A 15,763-nucleotide genomic window follows, 5' to 3' on the forward strand; every position below is an offset into this window, starting at 1 on the left:
CTCGCTGCGGCGACGACTAGTCGCGCCGCCGCAGCACGGCCTCCAGGGCATCGGTCGGGCAGGGCTTCGGCAGGCGCGGCCGGTCGGAAAACGCCGCCGGCACGCCGTCGGCGCCATAGCCGGTCGAGAATGCGAAGGGGATGCCAAGCGTGCTCAGCCGCTCGGCGATCGCAAAGCTCTTTTCGCGGACCAGGCCGACATCGAGCAGAGCGAACTGCGGCGCGCGCTCCTCGATCATGGCGAGCGCCGTGGCGACATTGGCGGCGATCCTGACCTCGGCAACACCGAGGTCATTGATGGTGTCTTCCAAGCCAAGCGCAATGATCGGGTCGTCCTCGACGACCAGCACATGCTGATAGAGCTCGGGCACGCTGGGTTGCGAGCTGGTCATGTGATCTGCGGGTTCCAAGGTGAGGTTGGCTCCCGCAGCCGGCGCCTCATCACAAGCACGCTGGCGGGTTCCTGGAACCGAAGCCATCATATCGGAGTTCCTGTGTCTGTGCACTTGTGAACACAAGAAGCACAGATCACGCACATGCGTAGCGCGGGGGATTTCGATGCCGACCCAGACTGTGACGACACTTGCGCGTGAGCGACCCTATAACAATCTGCTGCGCCGGTTGAGTCCACCGGATTATGCTCTGATCGCGCCCTATCTGGTCGAGGACCAGGCGATGCCGAGCGAACTGCTGTATCGCCCCGGCGACGACGTGCAGATCGTGCATTTTCCCTGCGGCCCGGCGCTGACATCCTACCTGGTTCCCAACGAGGACGGTCGCGACGTTGAGACCATTCTGGTCGGTCGGGAGGGCGCGGTCGGCGGCATCGTCAGCGAGGGTTTCCTGCCGGCCTATACGCGGATCGTCGTCAAGTTCGGCGGCCCGTTCGTCCGCTTGCCCCTATCACGCCTCGCCGCGGCCAAGCTGCAATCGAAGACGCTGCGCAACGTATTCGCGCGCTATGCCGATTGCATGCTGGCGCAGATGTTCCAGTCGACCGCCTGCAACGCCATCCACTCGATCGAGCAGCGCACGGCGAAATGGATCGTGGCGGCGATGGACCGCACCGATGGCGAGCCGATCGTGCCGCTGACGCATGAGCAACTCGCGACCCTGCTCGGCGTCGGCCGCTCCTATGTCAGCCGTGTCGTCCAGACCTTCCGCGTCGAGGGCATTCTCGAAACCAGGCGCGGCGCGTTCATGGTGCGGGATTTCGATGCTTTGAAGCAGCGCTCCTGCCTGTGCAACGAGGCGGTGAAGACCCATTTCGAGGAGGTCCTGCGCGGCGTCTATCCGACGGAGCAGGCGGCCACGGCCTGACGAACACGTCATTGCCTTTGATCCCGGGAACTTGCCATAGTCCGGATGCAACCGGACGATGGGAGTCATGGACGGCGCCGTTCTTCATGCGATCTTCGACGTCGCCGCCTGGCTCAGCGCGGCCGCTGCCGGCTGGTGGCTCACGCGCGGGGCGCGCGTCAGCTTCCCGAAGCAGTCGACCGAATGGCCCTATGTCGCCGCGCTCGTGTTCGGCGCCGGGCTGGGCGCCTATCTGTTCGGGACCTTGAACCTGTGGCTGTCCGGCATGACCGGGCTGGCGCGCTCGGTCGAGGGCGCGCTCGCCGGCGGCATCCTGGCGGTCGAGCTCTACAAATGGCGGCACGGCATCGCCTTGCGGACGGGGGCGCGGTTCGCGCTGCCGCTGGCGGTCGGCATCGCCGTCGGCCGTATCGGTTGTTATGCCGCCGGGCTCGATGATTTCACCTATGGCACGCCGACGTCCCTGCCGTGGGGCCACGATTTCGGCGACGGCGTTCTGCGTCATCCGGTGCAGCTCTATGAGAGTCTGGCGATGGCGGTCTTCGCGGTGCCCTACATCATCGCGGTCTTCAGGCGGAGCGACTCCATCATCGACAACGGCTTCTATCTCGCGCTGCTGGTCTACGGCCTGCAGCGCTTCGCCTGGGAATTCCTCAAGCCCTACGGGCCGGTGATCGGCCCGCTCACCCTGTTTCATCTGCTGTCGCTCGCGATCGCCGCCTACGCCGCGGTCATGCTGGCGACCGCGCCGCAACCGAAGGCCCTGCATGAACGCGCCGCTGCGTAAGTCCCGCCCCTATGTGTTCTGGGGGCAGACGCAATCCCTGTGCGAGACCTGCCTCGAACTGGTGCCGACCAAGATCCAGATCCTCGACAACGAGGTCTGGTACGAGAAGCGCTGCAAGCAGCACGGCGTGCAGTCGACCCTGGTTTCCGACGATGCCGCCTATTGGCGGCGCTGCAAGTCCTTCATCAAGCCGGGTGACACGCCGCTCAGCTTCCAGCGCCGCACCGAATATGGCTGCCCCTATGATTGCGGCCTGTGTCCCGATCACGAGCAGCATTCCTGCCTGGCGCTGATCGAGATCACCGATCACTGCAACCTGACCTGCCCGGTGTGCTTCGCCGAGTCCTCGCCGCAGCGCGCGCATTTCACCCCGCTGGCGACCGTCGAGCGCATGCTGGATGCGCTGGTGAAAAGCGAGGGCGAGCCGGACCTGGTGCAGATCTCCGGTGGCGAGCCGACCTTGCATCCCCAGTTCTTCGACATCCTCGCCGCGGTGCGCGCGCGCCCGATCCGCCACGTCATGATCAATACCAACGGGCTGCGCATCGCGCGCGAGCCGGAGTTCGTGGCGAAGCTCGCGGAAAACAAGCGCGGGCTCGAGGTCTATCTGCAGTTCGACTCGCTGTCGCGTGCCGGCCTCACCAACATCCGCGGCGCCGATCTGCGCCGCATCCGCCAACAGGCGCTGGACAATCTGGAGCGTGCGGGCATTTCGACGACATTGGTCGCGACCATCAAGCGCGGCGTCAACGACGATGAGATCGGCGACATCGTCCGCCACGCGCTGCAATGGTCCTGCGTCCGTGGCGTGACGTTGCAGCCGGTACAGGACGCAGGGCGCAACGCCGATTTCAACAAGGACACCGACCGCATCATGCTATCGGAGATCCGCCGCCGCGTGATCGAGACCGGCGTGTTCGGTGAGAACGACATGATCCCGCTGCCCTGCAATCCCGAGAGCATCTCGATCGGCTACGGCCTGCGCAACGGCACGACCGTGCTGCCGCTGACCTCGATGGTGCCGCAGGAGGAGCTGTTGTCGGTGATGCCGAACACGATCAGCCCCGAGAAATACCCGGTGCTGCGTGAAAAATTCGTCGAGCTGTTCTCGCTGTCGTCGGGACCGCTCAACACCGGCGAACGCGTTGCCGAATTCCTCTGCTGCCTGCCGTCCGTGCAGGTGCCCGATAATCTCGGCTATGAGCACGTGTTTCGGGTGACCATCGTGCAGTTTCTCGACCGCTTCAATTTCTGCGTCGGCAACGTCAAGCGCTCCTGCATCCATTTCGTCACCGAGCGCGGCGAGATCATCCCGTTCGACACCTACAACCTGTTCTACCGCAGCGGGGCCATCGACGGCATCCGCGCACGAATCGGGAAGGGGCGGATATGAGCAAAGCACTCATCCGTGTTGTTCGACCGATTCAAGGGTGATGACCATGACTGAACGCCCGATTCTTCCCCCCGAGCTCCCGCCACGACAGCAACGCTCCGGCTGTCTGACCGCGCTCGGCGTCGTGGCCGGCCTGATCCTGCTGTTTCCCATGGCCTGCGTCCTCGTCGTCTTCCCCAATCAGATCACGCGCAATGATCTGGTCGATCCGATCGGACTGCTGTTCATCGGCGCTGCGCTCGCCGGCGTCGTGCTGATCGTGCTCGCCGTCAGGCGCGGGCGGGGGCCGGCATGACATCGCCTGCGCAGCCGTCGGCTGCGCGTGGCTGCCTCACGGCGGTGGCGTCCATCCTGATGCTGCTGATCGGGCTGGTGCTGCTCGCGCCGGGCTTGCTATGCTTGATCACTGAGCGGAATCTCCCGGGCCTGTTCGCCGCGCTTGCGCTCGGTGCCGTGGTGCTCGGCTTGTTTCTGGTCCTTGCCGCGATTCGCCTGATGATGCCGCGCCGCCATGGATGATGACCCGTTCCACCGCCGTCCGCCGCTGTCGCCCTTCCTGGAGGAGGTGCGTCGGGTACGCGAGCCGGCAAGCCTTGTGGCGACGGTGGGTGCGATTCTCGGCGGCCTTGCGCTGGCGTTTCCGTTCGGCTGTGTGATGGCGTTCATGCGGCGCGAATGGAACGAGTTCGGCGGCCTGTTCGGTCCGGGAGCGATCCTGGCCGGCATGGCCGTCGCGGGCCTCGTAGTGATCGTGCTGGCCGCTCACCGCCGCTGGGGCTGAGCGAGCGCTCCACGCAGGGGCTTAATCAAGTGCCCGGATCCGCTCCTCATTCCTGAAAGCAGTCATTGTTTTTTGGCATTTTCCGCCTATATTGCGCCGCAACGCGCGAGGTCTGCCCGGTCGATTGGCCGGGTTTCCTATTTGGGGCTGCCGGCCCCTTCCGCCGAACGAGTTTCGCGAGCGCGCGTCGCAAAGCTAACAGCTTGATTCGACTATCATAAAGCGCGCGCCCCGCCGGGGACAGAGCACGGGCTCTTGAGAAAGCTTAGAAGACACCGACCATGAACCTCCGTAACATCGCCATCATCGCCCACGTCGACCACGGCAAGACCACCCTGGTCGACAAGCTCCTGCAGCAGTCCGGTACCTATCGCGAGAACCAGCGCACGGTTGAGCGCGCGATGGATTCCAACGATCTGGAGCGCGAGCGCGGCATCACCATTCTGGCCAAGTGCACCTCGGTGCAGTGGCAGGACACCCAGATCAACATCGTCGACACCCCCGGCCACGCCGATTTCGGCGGCGAGGTCGAGCGCATCCTGTCGATGGTCGACGGCGTAATCGTGCTGGTCGACGCCGCCGAAGGCCCGATGCCGCAGACCAAGTTCGTGGTCGGCAAGGCGCTCAAGCTCGGCCTGAAGCCGATCGTCGCCATCAACAAGGTCGACCGCCCGGACGCCCGCATCACCGAGGTTGTCAACGAGGTGTTCGACCTGTTCGCGGCGCTCGACGCCACCGACGAGCAGCTCGATTTCCCGATCCTGTACGGGTCGGGCAAGAACGGCTGGATGGCGACGTCGCCCGACGGCTCGCATGAGGACGGCATGAAGCCGCTGTTCGACCTCGTGCTCAAGCATGTCGCGCCGCCGGTGGTCGAGGAAGGCCCGTTCCGGCTGCTCGGCACCATCATCGAGGCCAACAACTATCTCGGCCGCATCATCACCGGCCGCATCGCGTCGGGCTCGGTGAAGCCGAACCAGGCTGTGAAGGTGCTGTCGCGTGACGGCAAGCTCATCGAGACCGGCCGCATCACCAAGATCCTGGCGTTCCGCGGCCTCGAGCGCCAGCCGCTCGACTACGCCGAAGCCGGCGACATCGTCGCCATCGCGGGCCTCACCAAGGGCACCGTGGCCGACACCTTCTGCGATCCCTCGGTCGAGACCCCGCTGCAGGCGCAGCCGATCGATCCGCCGACCGTGTCGATGTCGTTCATCGTCAACAACTCGCCGCTGGCCGGCACCGAGGGCGACAAGGTCACCAGCCGCCTGATCCGCGACCGCCTGATGCGCGAGGCCGAGGGCAACGTCGCGCTGCGCGTGGTCGAGTCCCAGGACAAGGACGCGATGGAAGTCTCCGGCCGCGGCGAATTGCAGCTCGCGATCCTGATCGAGACCATGCGCCGCGAGGGCTTCGAGCTCTCGGTGTCGCGTCCGCGCGTCGTGTTCGAGAAGGACCCGGCCACCGGCCAGACCCTAGAGCCGATCGAGGAGGTCGTGATCGACGTCGACGAGGAGCATTCCGGCGTCGTCGTGCAGAAGATGAGCGAGCGCAAGGCCGAGCTGATCGAGATGCGCCCGTCCGGCGGCAACCGCCTGCGGCTGGTGTTCTACGCGCCGACCCGCGGCCTGATCGGCTATCAGGGCGAGCTGATGACCGACACCAAGGGCACGGCGATCATGAACCGCCTGTTCCATAACTACATGCCCTACAAGGGCGCGATCCAGGGTCGCCGCAACGGCGTCCTGATCTCCAACGACCAGGGCGAGGCCGTGGCCTACGCCATGTTCAAGCTGGAGGACCGCGGCCCGATGATGATCGAGCCGGGCTGGAAGGTCTACAAGGGCATGATCGTCGGCGAGCACACCCGCGACAACGATCTCGAGATCAACGTGTTGAAGGGCAAGCAGCTCACCAACATCCGCACCACCTCGAAGGACGAGGCCGTCCGCCTCACCCCGCCGATCCGGATGACCCTGGAAAAGGCGCTGGCCTATATCGAGGACGACGAGCTGGTGGAGATCACGCCGAAGTCGATCCGGCTGCGCAAGAAGCACCTCGACCCGAACGAGCGCAAGCGCGCCGAGAAGCAGAAGGAAGCGGTGGCGTAAGCCACTCGACCGCTTCAGTGGGGCAGGGCGTGGTGGCGCAACATCCGCTCTCGTCATGCCTCGCTTGTCGAGCGCAGTGTCTCGACATCCTCCGCCGTCATGCCCCGCGCAGGCGGGGCATCCCGTACGCCGCGGCCCCTCGGGGTCACACGCCCGTCTCGGCGTACTGGATCACCCGCTTTCGCGGGTGATGACAGTCGTGGTGAGGCGATAGCCGGGCCTCCATCGTAGGAGCCGCAGCCGCCTCATGAGCAGTCTCCCATCCTCCATCGATATCGCCATCATCGGCGCTGGCGCGGCCGGTCTCGGCGCCGCGCATGCGCTGTGCGACAAGGGCGTCTCCTTCATCGTGCTCGAAGCGCGCGACCGGATCGGCGGGCGCGCCCACACCGTCATGGCGTCGCCCGAGGTCACATTCGACCTCGGTTGCGGCTGGCTGCATTCGGCCGACCGCAACTCCTTCGTCGCCATCGCCGAGCGGCTCGCCTTCACCATCGACAAATCCCGTCCGCCCTGGCGCGACCAGGCCTATGAGGCGGCGTTCCCGCGTGCCGAGCGCGACGATTTCCTCGGCGCGCTGGAGTCGTTCTTCACCCGCACGGCAGAGGCCGCCGCGCGTGGCCCTGACGCGCCGGCCAGCATCTGCCTCGAGCCCGGCAACCGCTGGAACGGCATGATCGATGCGATCTGCACCTATCTCAACGGCTGCGAGCTCGACCAGATGTCGCTGATCGACTTCGAGGCCTATGAGGACACCGAGCTGAACTGGCGCGTCCGCCGCGGCTACGGCGCACTGGTCGCCGCCTATGGCGCGGGGCTGCCGATCGCGTTGAGCTGCAATGTGAGCCTGATCGATCACGGCGACAAGCGCATCCGCCTGACGACTTCGCAGGGCACGCTGACCGCCGACAAGGTGATCGTCACCGTACCGACCAATCTCATTGCCGGCGAAGCGCTCCGTTTCACGCCGGCACTTCCCGCCAAGGTCGACGCTGCTGCCGGCCTGCCGCTCGGCCTCGACAACAAGGTGACGCTGGCGCTCGACGGCTGGGAGCACCTGCCGAAAGATTCCGGGATGCGCGGGCGCAGCAGCAGCGCGCGCGTCGGCAGCTTCCAGTTGCGTCCGTTCGGCCAGCCCTGCATCGAGGGTTTCTACGGCGGCAGTTTCGCCCGCGAGATCGAGGCGGCGGGCGAGGGGGCGCTTGCGGCACAGGCGATCGACGACGTCGTCGCATTGCTCGGCAACGACATCCGCAGCAGCCTGCGCCCGCTCGCCGAGTCCCGCTGGGGCGGCGATCCCTTCGCGCGCGGCGCCTATTCGCACGCGCTGCCGGGTCATGCCGACAAGCGTGCTGTGCTGGCCACGCCGGTCGACGATCGCCTGTTCTTCGCCGGTGAGGCCACGTCGCCGGATTTCTTCTCCACCGCCCACGGCGCGCGCGACTCGGGCGAGCGGGCGGCCAAGCAAGTGCTTGCGTCGTTAGGTAGGCACTGACCTCTCTGCCGTCATTGCGAGCGCAGCGAAGCAATCCAGGACCGCACGGGTGGTGAGAGTCTGGATCGCGTCGCTACGCTCGCGATGACGTTGCCTCAAACAGCGACCACCGCTCCCACGATCCGCAGGAACTCCCGCGCCGCCTGCGTCTGGTGATGCTCCCGATGCCGCAGGCTGTAGAAGTGCCGCTTCGGCAGTTCGAGATTCGCGACGGCGAGCAGTCCCGCCTTCACCGCCCGCATCACCACCAGCCGCGACAGCACCGTGACGCCGGCGCCGGCTTCGACCGCGCCGCGCACGGCCTCGTTGGACGGCAGGTCGAACACCACATCGAGCTCGGCTGGCGCAATGCCAATCCGGCCGACCGCCGCTTCGAGCACGGCGCGCGTGCCGGAGCCCTGCTCGCGCAAGACCCAGCGCGCCGCCTTGAGATCCTGGACCGCGACCGGCGTTCCCCGGCACAGCGGATGATCGATCGGCCCGACCAGCACCATCTCGTCCTCCGCCACGGGCTGGGCTGCGAGAATGGGATCGTCGACGTCGCCCTCGACGAAGCCGAGATCGGCAGAGCCTTCCCGCACCCGCTCCGCAACCTGCTCGGTATTGCCGATCGACAGTTGCAGGGTGATGGCCGGATGCGCGGCGTTGAAGCGGTGGATGAAGGCCGGCAGCCAGTAGCCGGCAATGGTCTGGCTGGCCGCGAGCGCGAGCTGCCCGCGTTTTAGCCCGGCGAGGTCGTCCAGCACGGTCTCGGCTGCGGCGGCCCGCGCGAGCACCGCCTTGGCCTCGACCAGAAACGCCTTGCCGGCCGCCGTGAGCACGATGCGGCGGCCGACGCGATCGAACAGCTTGGTCTGGTAGCGCGCCTCAAGCGCAGCGACGGCCGCTGACGTCGCCGACTGGGTCAGATTGAGCTCGCGTGCCGCCTGGGTGACGTGCTCGCGCGTGGCGACGGCAACGAAGATCCGGAGCTGCTCGAGCGTCACATGGTCTCCTCAAGCATGATCCGGAAAAGTGCGCAGCGGTTTTCCGAAAAGATCATGCGCAAACGACAACCGAAAGCGCGATGACGATTCATCCTGATCTCATCGCGCTTTAGGTCGTCAGCTTCACCAGCGCCAGGCTGAAGCCGGCGATGAACAGAAAGGCTGCAAAGCCCAGCGCCAGCGGCCGCAAGCCCTTCGCCTTCAGCTTGGCGAAATCGGTTTCCAATCCCATGGCCGCGAGCGCCATCGAGAGCAGGAAGGTCGTCGCGGTCACGATCACCGTCTTCGCCTCGGCCGGCACCGTGACGATGCTGTTGAGGCCGACCAGCGCGATGAAGCCGAACACGAACCACGGCAGCGGCGGCTGCGCGCCGGTCTGGCCGTGCCCACCCTGGCGCGCCCGGCGCGTCGCCAGCAGGCCGAGCGTCAGCACCACCGGCGCCAGCAGCATCACCCGCGCCAGCTTGGCGATGGTGCCGAACTCTCCTGCCTGCTGTCCTCCTTGGAACGCGGCCGCGACCACCTGCGCGATCTCGTGGATCGAGGCCCCGCTCCACAGTCCGAAGGCGTGGGCGTCGAGATGCAGGAGGCCGGGCAGCAGCGGGTAGGCGACCATCGCGACCGAGCCGAACACGGTCACGCAGGCCACCGCATAGGCGACGTCCTCGTCATGCGCGCGCGTCACCGTGTTGGTGGCGATCACTGCCGAGGCGCCGCAGATCGAGGTTCCCGCGGCGATCAGCTCGGCGAGCTTGCGGTCGACGCCGAGCAGCCGTCCCATCCACACCGTGAACAGGAAGGTGCCGGTCAGGCTCAGCGCGATCACGAACAGCCCGCGCGCGCCGACCTCGACGATCTGTGCCGCCGTCAGCTGCATGCCGAGCAGGATGATGGCGAACCTCAGGACCCGGCGCATCGCGAATGCGACACCCGGCTTGGCGCGCGTCGGCGTGCCGACGACGTTATGCAGCGCCATGCCCGCCACGATCGCCAGGATCATCGGGCTGAACATCCCGAGGCCGGGCAGCAGGCGGAGCCCGAAGGCGCCGGCCGCGATCGCGGCCGAGAGTGCCAGTCCCGGAAGCAACCCGGGCCGACCCGGCGTCGCCGACGCGCGGGCATGTCCAGAATGAGCGGCAATTGGTGCATCGGCAGTCAGATCGTGCGAAGGGGCAGTCATGAAAAACTCTCCCAAACCAGAGGTTTGAAAGAGAATTCCATGCTCCTAATGATCGATCCAACGAATTATATCGGATATATCGTTCGATTCAATCGATTATTCGGCGTTTCATTGCTCCAGCACCCGCCGGCGGAGCTCGGCATCCGGCACGAAGCACGAATCATATTTGCCGAAGATGCGATAGCGATTGCGGGCGACAACGCCATAGAGGGCGTCGCGCAACGGCTTCGGCACGGTGAACAGCGCGCGCGTCCAGCCCCAGCCCTCCAGGTTCGAGAGCACGGTCAGGGCCGCATCTGATTTCAGATGAGCGCGGCCGCCATGCACGACCGCGTTGGTATCGGGCTCCTCGGGATCGATGCCGAAAGCCTGCGCCAGCCTGATGCCGTAGGGCGACTGGATCGGCGTGAAGCGGAAGCGCCTCGCCGTGTCGCGCGCGATCACGAACCGGACCCAGCGCGAGCAGAACACGCAGACGCCGTCATAGAGGATCACATCATCGTCGGGCCAGTCCGTCGCCGTGTTCGTCATCATCGATTGTCCATCGTCAGCAGCGCGACCAGCATCAGCACGATCGCGGGAGCCGTCTTCACCAGCGCGCCGAGCGGCTCGAGCCAGAGGTCAGGGGTGAACAGCGCACACCCGATCATATAGCCGAGCGAGACGAAGATGCCCGCAACGAGCCCGAGCACCGCGGTTCGCCGAAACGCGATCAGCAGCCCCACCGAGATGTCCATCATGCTGGTGATCGCCGCGAACGGAACGGCGAACCAGTCGGGCCAGCCGCGTGTGGTCAGGATCGCGGTCGTCGCCGGGAATGACACGAACAATGCAATGCTGCCCGACGCGACCCAGAACAGCACGAGGCTCACGAGGATCAGCGCCTTGACCAGGAACAGCCGTGCGAACCACTTGTCCTGGATGGTGGCGCCATGCGCGCCGACGGTCCCGGCCAGCGTTGCCGGCGCGATGCCGGTCGCTGCGGTCCAGGGCGCGGGATCGCCGCGGACGCCGCGCCGGAGCTCGGTGATGGCGGTGGTGCGCATCGGCGGCATCCAGCCGAGCCGGCTCGAGATGTCACCGGCGAAAGCGCCGAGATCGATCAGCAGCGCGGGCACCGCGATGCGTGGCCAATCCGTTGTGCCGTAGCTGCGCCGAAACGCGCCGATGACGTCGCCAAGCGTCACCGCTTCGGGCTGCATCAGATCCCAGCTCACCGCACGCACGGCCTCATCGTCGATCGGCCGCGCGGCGAGCCAGGCGATGGTCGCGGCGATGTCGGCGACCGCCACCGGCTGGAACGGCGTCGCCGCATCCTTGGCCGGCAGATCGACCGGGAGCGCCGCGAGCGCCCGCACCATTGCGCTGCCGCCATAGGCCGACGGCGCGATCACGAAGCCAGGGCGCAGGATCGCATGCGGAATTCCGGACTCTGCGATCAGCCGCTCCGCCGCGCGCTTGGTGGTCGCGAACGACGTGTGGTCCTCGTCGGCGATGCCCGGAATCGAGATGTGAACGAGACGGGCACTGCGACCGCATGTCGAGATCGCCTGCAGCAGCCGGGCGACGAAATCGCGGTGCACGGCATTGGTGTCGCTGCCCGGGCCGTCCTGCAGCACGCCGAGGCAATTGACGACGACGTCGATCTGGTGCGCGCGAATGAGCCCCGCCAATGCCGTCGCATCCAGCGCCATGATCGGCAGCTCGATGTCGAGCGGCGATGCCTGCTGCGAAGCGGAGAACGTGCGCGCGATGCCGAGCGCCGCGAAGCCGCGCCGGCGCAGATCGTCGGTGACGAAGCGGCCGATCAGGCCGGAGGCGCCGAGCACGAGCACGCGCTGAGTGGCGATGGATGTCATGCGTGCCTCGTCAGAACGGCTTTGCGACCATCAGCCAGAGAATGGCCATGACCGAGCCGAAGCCGGGAATGCCGCACAGGAACCAGCGGCGGAAGACGATGAAATAGCGCGTGGGCAGCGGCTGCGCGGACATGTCCGCAGCACGCGCGAGATCGCGCAATTCGATCTGCATGAAGATGACGGGCACCCAGAACAGGCCGGCCATCGCATAGAGCGCGAGCGAGGTGAGCAGCCAGCGTTCCGACAGCGAGGTCGACGACAGCCACATCAGCACGCCGCCGGTCACCGGCTGCAGCAGCACCGCCGACAGCGTGAACAGCATGTCCGCGATCACGACGACGCCGGCGGTGCGCGCGATGAACGCGGCCTCGCCGCTCAGATGCGCCATCAGCATGAAGAATGCGATCCCCGTGCCGGTGCCGAGGATCACGATGGCGCCGAGCACGTGGAGATATTTGACGAGGAAATACAGCGTCATCGTGTCCTTGTTAGTGGCGCCTCATCGGACGCGGTGGCAGCCGCGCGAGCGCTTCCGACACAGCCGTGATACCGCCTTGCTGCTCGGCAAGCCAATGACCCTCATGAGAGAACGGCGGCAACAGCCTGAACTCCGCGGTTCCGCCGGCGGACGTGAATGCGTCGGCCAATTGCCGCGACAATGACGGTGGGAAGTAGCTGTCATTGGCCGCAACGAGCCAGGTGACATGAATGCGCGCCTCGCGCCCGAACATGCGCACTGCTTCGCGGAGTCGCTGCTCCGCGCACACGCGCCCCTCGACGTCATCGGCGTGTCCACCGCGTCCGGGCGCGAACACGATGATTCCCGAAACGAGATCCCGCGACTGTGTCGCCAATGCCAGCGCGCCCCAGCCGCCGGCGGAGTGCCCGACGACGAGCGCGCCGCCTGTCGCAACGAATGGCTGCTCGCGCATGTAGCCGAGCGCCCGGAGGATCTGCGCGGCGGTGGCGCGTCCCGCCTTTTCGTAGTTCGCTTCCTCGCAGCCGCCTTGATCTTCGACATAGGGGCCGCCGGTGCGGCCATGACCGAGACGCTCCGGCACCAGCACCGCATAGCCGCGCGCGACCAGTTGAGTAGCAAGTGCCGTGTAGCTCGGCTGCGGCATCTGCGCCCGCCGCAGCGCGTTCTGCGTCGAGGCGTGCGCGATCAAGGCCAGCGGAAACGGTCCCTCACCGGCGGGCCGATACAGCAATGCATGCGCCGGAATCCCCGGCTCGGTTGACGGCACCAGCCATTGCTGCTGCCGCGCCGGTCCGCCCTCTGAAGAGACCGGGCCGAAAGCCTGCGCCCAGGCGTTCGGTCCTGTCACGACCATGAAGGCGAGCAACCATGAGACGCAGCGAAGCAGTGCCATTCAGCCGGACGGGAGGATGTTGAAGCTGGGCCACACTAGCCGACCCCCGGGCGGACCAGATGCAGTTTTTAGTTCGCCTTATGAACATGCGGTGACAGGACACCGCCGCCACCCGACAATGTTGCGAAATTGTCCCTTTTCGGCACAGGTTTCCGCCACGGTGATGCCGAAAGTCCACAGGTTAACCGATCTTTAACGTGGCACCTTGAAGGCGGACCGCCGACTTGCTTTGATCCCGTCATGAGCACAACCCTGATCGAAGTCCGTCCGGCCAAGGCTGCAGATGCGGCTGCGGTGGCGTCAGCCCATGATGAAGCTTGGCGTTCTGCCTACCAGGGGATCATCCCCGGCGCAGAGCTGGAGAAGCTGATCAACCGTCGCGGCCCGCAATGGTGGGACAGCGCGATCCGCAAAGGCAGCCGCGTGAGCGTGCTGGTGTTCAACGACAAGGTCGCAGGCTATGCGAATTACGGCCGCAACCGCGCCCGCAGCCTGCACTTCGACGGCGAAGTCTACGAGCTTTATCTGCGACCGGAATTTCAGGGGCTGGGGTTCGGTCGCCGGCTCTTTCAGTCCGCCAAGCGCGATCTCGCGCAGAGCGGCCTGAAGAGCATGGTGGTGTGGGCGTTGTCCGACAACGATCCCGCCACCGAGTTTTACCGCGCGTTGGGCGGGCGCATGGTCGCGCGCTCGTCGGAGCGCTTCGGGCCGAAGTCGCTCGACAAGGTCGCCTTCGCCTGGACCAACTGAGTCCGGCGAAGTTGAGCTCTCGTCGCGTTAAGCGTTAACGCGGCGGTGAATTGAACTGAAGGTCAGGGATTGAGGTAGCTGTTGCGCGGCCGCGATTTTTTTGCGACTGCGAATGCGAGCGCTCGTCTTGCGGGCGTCCGACCCCTCAAACGTTCAAGTCCTCAAACGTTCAAGTTCTACGGAGCATCCATGCGCATCGACGCCATCCCGATCGGGAAAGATCCGCCGCGCGAGGTCAACGTCGTCATCGAAGTGCCTGTCGGCGGTGAGCCGATCAAGTACGAGCTCGACAAGGAAGCCGGCACGCTGATCGTCGACCGGTTCCTCTATACGGCGATGCGCTATCCCGGCAATTACGGCTTCATCCCGCATACGCTGTCGAACGATGGCGACCCGTGCGACGTGCTGGTCGCCAACACCCGCGCCATCGTTCCCGGTGCGGTGATGAGCATTCGACCCGTCGGCGTGCTGCTGATGGAGGACGAGGCCGGTGGCGACGAGAAGATCATCGCGGTGCCGTCCTCGAAGCTCACCCAGCGCTACGACAAGGTCCGCAGCTATTCGGACCTTCCGGACATCACGCTGCAGCAGATCCAGCATTTCTTCGAGCACTACAAGGATCTCGAGCCCGGCAAATGGGTCAAGGTGCTGCGCTGGGGCAATGCCGACGATGCCCATCAGCTGATCAGCGAGGGCATCGCCCGCGCCAAGGCGGCGAAGAAGTGACCTTGAGAGCGTTGGCAACAACGCTCGACAGGTCATTCCGGGATGCGCGAAGCGCAGGCCCGGACTCTCGAGATTCCGGGTTCAGCCGCTGCGCGGCTGCCCCGGAATGACTGTGCATCCTACACCGCGGGCTTGGGCAGCCCGGCGATTGCGCAGGCGGCGCGCAGGGTGTTCACCAGCAGGCAGGCCACCGTCATCTGCCCGACGCCGCCCGGCACCGGCGTGATGGCACCCGCGACCTCAGCCACTTCGGCATAAGCGACATCGCCGACCAGCTTCGTCTTGCCCTCGGCGGTCGGGATGCGGTTGATGCCGACATCGATCACGGTCGCGCCCGGCTTGATCCAGTCGCGCTTCACCATCTCCGGCCGGCCGACCGCCGCATAGACCAGATCGGCCCGTGCGGTCAGCGCCGGCAGATCGCGCGAGCGCGAATGCGCGATCGTCACCGTGGCGTTCTCGTTCAGCAGCAGCTGCACCAGCGGACGCCCGACCAGATTGGACCTGCCGATCACGATCGCGTTCATGCCCTCCAGCGAGGCGTGGACCGTCTTGCTGAGGATGATGCAGCCGAGCGGCGTGCACGGCGCCAGCGCCGGCTGGCCGCCGGCCAGCCGGCCGGCATTGTGCGGATGCAGGCCGTCGACGTCCTTGGCCGGATCGATCGCGTTGATCACCACCTCGGTCTCCAGCCCCTTCGGCAGCGGCAGTTGCACCAGGATGCCATGCACCGACGGATCCTGGTTGACCTTGCCGATCAGCGCCAGCAGCTCCGCCTGCGAAACGTCAGCGGGCAGCTTGTGCTCGAACGAGGCCATGCCGGCGGCCTGGGTCTGCGTGTGCTTGCTGCGGACATAGACCTCGGAGGCCGGATCGTTGCCGACCAGCACGACGGCAAGGCCCGGCGTCAGGCCGTGGTCGCGCTTGACCCGCTCCACCTCGCTGGCGACCTGCGCCCGCAGATCGGCTGCGATGACTTTTCCGTCGATGATGCGTGCGGTCATGT

The 15,763-nt window shown here is 66.1% G+C and carries 18 protein-coding genes; 10 read left to right on the forward strand and 8 right to left on the reverse strand.

The window, feature by feature from the left end:
* Positions 1-16 precede the first annotated feature (16 nt).
* Positions 17-391 carry a response regulator gene (locus QX108_RS18410; protein WP_315723381.1) on the reverse strand — a complete coding sequence of 125 codons (375 nt, stop codon included), beginning with the start codon at positions 389-391 and terminating at the stop codon, positions 17-19.
* A 166-nt stretch (positions 392-557) separates the two neighbouring features.
* Between QX108_RS18410 and QX108_RS18415 the strand changes: the two genes are divergently transcribed.
* The 8 genes from QX108_RS18415 (at position 558) to QX108_RS18450 (ending at position 7,883) form a co-directional block, all read left to right on the forward strand.
* A complete protein-coding gene (locus QX108_RS18415) occupies positions 558-1,319 on the forward strand; it encodes a Crp/Fnr family transcriptional regulator (RefSeq protein ID WP_315781110.1) in 762 nt (253 codons plus the stop codon).
* Positions 1,320-1,386: 67 nt separating this feature from the next.
* Positions 1,387-2,106, forward strand: coding sequence for a prolipoprotein diacylglyceryl transferase (locus QX108_RS18420; RefSeq protein WP_315781112.1), 720 nt, complete (start codon positions 1,387-1,389; stop codon positions 2,104-2,106).
* Positions 2,087-3,499: a radical SAM protein gene (locus tag QX108_RS18425; protein ID WP_315781114.1), complete on the forward strand. Its 1,413-nt coding sequence runs from the start codon at positions 2,087-2,089 to the stop codon at positions 3,497-3,499. Before QX108_RS18420 ends, QX108_RS18425 begins: the two co-directional genes overlap by 20 nt.
* Before the next feature lie 46 nt (positions 3,500-3,545).
* Entirely contained in the window at positions 3,546-3,794 is a 249-nt protein-coding gene (locus QX108_RS18430) for a hypothetical protein (protein WP_315723390.1), read from the forward strand.
* Complete coding sequence (locus tag QX108_RS18435; RefSeq protein WP_172112831.1) at positions 3,791-4,018, forward strand: hypothetical protein; 228 nt, start codon at positions 3,791-3,793, stop codon at positions 4,016-4,018. The genes QX108_RS18430 and QX108_RS18435 overlap by 4 nt, the downstream gene beginning before the upstream one ends.
* Complete coding sequence (locus QX108_RS18440) at positions 4,011-4,280, forward strand: hypothetical protein (protein ID WP_315723393.1); 270 nt, start codon at positions 4,011-4,013, stop codon at positions 4,278-4,280. Before QX108_RS18435 ends, QX108_RS18440 begins: the two co-directional genes overlap by 8 nt.
* Before the next feature lie 281 nt (positions 4,281-4,561).
* On the forward strand, positions 4,562-6,388 hold the full coding sequence (gene typA, locus QX108_RS18445; protein WP_315723396.1) for a translational GTPase TypA: 1,827 nt from the start codon (positions 4,562-4,564) through the stop codon (positions 6,386-6,388).
* Positions 6,389-6,635: 247 nt separating this feature from the next.
* Positions 6,636-7,883, forward strand: coding sequence for an NAD(P)/FAD-dependent oxidoreductase (locus tag QX108_RS18450; RefSeq protein ID WP_315781117.1), 1,248 nt, complete (start codon positions 6,636-6,638; stop codon positions 7,881-7,883).
* Positions 7,884-7,978: 95 nt separating this feature from the next.
* Here the strand turns inward: QX108_RS18450 and QX108_RS18455 are convergent, their stop codons facing one another.
* The 6 genes from QX108_RS18455 to QX108_RS18480 all read right to left on the reverse strand — a co-directional run bounded on the left by QX108_RS18455 (position 7,979) and on the right by QX108_RS18480 (position 13,281).
* On the reverse strand, positions 7,979-8,869 hold the full coding sequence (locus QX108_RS18455) for a LysR family transcriptional regulator (protein WP_315781119.1): 891 nt from the start codon (positions 8,867-8,869) through the stop codon (positions 7,979-7,981).
* 109 nt (positions 8,870-8,978) lie between these two features.
* Complete coding sequence (locus QX108_RS18460) at positions 8,979-10,049, reverse strand: YeiH family protein (protein ID WP_315781121.1); 1,071 nt, start codon at positions 10,047-10,049, stop codon at positions 8,979-8,981.
* Positions 10,050-10,157: 108 nt separating this feature from the next.
* Positions 10,158-10,583 (reverse strand): thiol-disulfide oxidoreductase DCC family protein, encoded by a 426-nt coding sequence (locus QX108_RS18465; protein WP_315781123.1) that lies wholly within the window; start codon positions 10,581-10,583, stop codon positions 10,158-10,160.
* Positions 10,580-11,908, reverse strand: coding sequence for an SDR family oxidoreductase (locus tag QX108_RS18470; RefSeq protein ID WP_315781125.1), 1,329 nt, complete (start codon positions 11,906-11,908; stop codon positions 10,580-10,582). Before QX108_RS18470 ends, QX108_RS18465 begins: the two co-directional genes overlap by 4 nt.
* 10 nt (positions 11,909-11,918) lie before the next feature.
* On the reverse strand, positions 11,919-12,386 hold the full coding sequence (locus tag QX108_RS18475; RefSeq protein WP_315781128.1) for a DUF2269 domain-containing protein: 468 nt from the start codon (positions 12,384-12,386) through the stop codon (positions 11,919-11,921).
* 10 nt (positions 12,387-12,396) lie between these two features.
* Positions 12,397-13,281 (reverse strand): alpha/beta hydrolase family protein, encoded by an 885-nt coding sequence (locus tag QX108_RS18480; RefSeq protein WP_315781130.1) that lies wholly within the window; start codon positions 13,279-13,281, stop codon positions 12,397-12,399.
* 240 nt (positions 13,282-13,521) lie between these two features.
* Between QX108_RS18480 and QX108_RS18485 the strand changes: the two genes are divergently transcribed.
* Positions 13,522-14,031, forward strand: a complete 510-nt coding sequence (locus QX108_RS18485; protein WP_006611902.1) for a GNAT family N-acetyltransferase — start codon at positions 13,522-13,524, stop codon at positions 14,029-14,031.
* Between the two features lie 189 nt (positions 14,032-14,220).
* The gene (gene ppa, locus QX108_RS18490) at positions 14,221-14,757 is read left to right on the forward strand and encodes an inorganic diphosphatase (protein ID WP_315723411.1); all 537 of its coding nucleotides are present in this window, start codon (positions 14,221-14,223) and stop codon (positions 14,755-14,757) included.
* 119 nt (positions 14,758-14,876) lie between these two features.
* Here the strand turns inward: ppa and folD are convergent, their stop codons facing one another.
* Positions 14,877-15,761, reverse strand: coding sequence for a bifunctional methylenetetrahydrofolate dehydrogenase/methenyltetrahydrofolate cyclohydrolase FolD (folD, locus tag QX108_RS18495; RefSeq protein WP_315781132.1), 885 nt, complete (start codon positions 15,759-15,761; stop codon positions 14,877-14,879).
* Positions 15,762-15,763: the final 2 nt, after the last annotated feature.

The sequence above is a fragment of the Bradyrhizobium sp. SZCCHNR1002 genome, assembly GCF_032381435.1.
GTDB lineage: Bacteria > Pseudomonadota > Alphaproteobacteria > Rhizobiales > Xanthobacteraceae > Bradyrhizobium > Bradyrhizobium aeschynomenes.

Excerpts from the sequence above, each read along its gene's own strand:
- QX108_RS18460 (WP_315781121.1), bottom strand. The coding sequence starts at position 10,049 with ATGACTGCCCCTTCGCACGATCTGACTGCCGATGCACCAATTGCCGCT.
- QX108_RS18440 (WP_315723393.1), top strand. The coding sequence starts at position 4,011 with ATGGATGATGACCCGTTCCACCGCCGTCCGCCGCTGTCGCCCTTCCTG.
- QX108_RS18465 (WP_315781123.1), bottom strand. The coding sequence starts at position 10,583 with ATGATGACGAACACGGCGACGGACTGGCCCGACGATGATGTGATCCTC.
- QX108_RS18430 (WP_315723390.1), top strand. The coding sequence starts at position 3,546 with ATGACTGAACGCCCGATTCTTCCCCCCGAGCTCCCGCCACGACAGCAA.
- QX108_RS18425 (WP_315781114.1), top strand. The coding sequence starts at position 2,087 with ATGAACGCGCCGCTGCGTAAGTCCCGCCCCTATGTGTTCTGGGGGCAG.
- QX108_RS18480 (WP_315781130.1), bottom strand. The coding sequence starts at position 13,281 with ATGGCACTGCTTCGCTGCGTCTCATGGTTGCTCGCCTTCATGGTCGTG.
- QX108_RS18470 (WP_315781125.1), bottom strand. The coding sequence starts at position 11,908 with ATGACATCCATCGCCACTCAGCGCGTGCTCGTGCTCGGCGCCTCCGGC.
- QX108_RS18415 (WP_315781110.1), top strand. The coding sequence starts at position 558 with ATGCCGACCCAGACTGTGACGACACTTGCGCGTGAGCGACCCTATAAC.
- typA (WP_315723396.1), top strand. The coding sequence starts at position 4,562 with ATGAACCTCCGTAACATCGCCATCATCGCCCACGTCGACCACGGCAAG.
- QX108_RS18435 (WP_172112831.1), top strand. The coding sequence starts at position 3,791 with ATGACATCGCCTGCGCAGCCGTCGGCTGCGCGTGGCTGCCTCACGGCG.
- ppa (WP_315723411.1), top strand. The coding sequence starts at position 14,221 with ATGCGCATCGACGCCATCCCGATCGGGAAAGATCCGCCGCGCGAGGTC.
- QX108_RS18410 (WP_315723381.1), bottom strand. The coding sequence starts at position 391 with ATGACCAGCTCGCAACCCAGCGTGCCCGAGCTCTATCAGCATGTGCTG.
- QX108_RS18485 (WP_006611902.1), top strand. The coding sequence starts at position 13,522 with ATGAGCACAACCCTGATCGAAGTCCGTCCGGCCAAGGCTGCAGATGCG.
- QX108_RS18450 (WP_315781117.1), top strand. The coding sequence starts at position 6,636 with ATGAGCAGTCTCCCATCCTCCATCGATATCGCCATCATCGGCGCTGGC.
- QX108_RS18475 (WP_315781128.1), bottom strand. The coding sequence starts at position 12,386 with ATGACGCTGTATTTCCTCGTCAAATATCTCCACGTGCTCGGCGCCATC.
- QX108_RS18420 (WP_315781112.1), top strand. The coding sequence starts at position 1,387 with ATGGACGGCGCCGTTCTTCATGCGATCTTCGACGTCGCCGCCTGGCTC.
- folD (WP_315781132.1), bottom strand. The coding sequence starts at position 15,761 with ATGACCGCACGCATCATCGACGGAAAAGTCATCGCAGCCGATCTGCGG.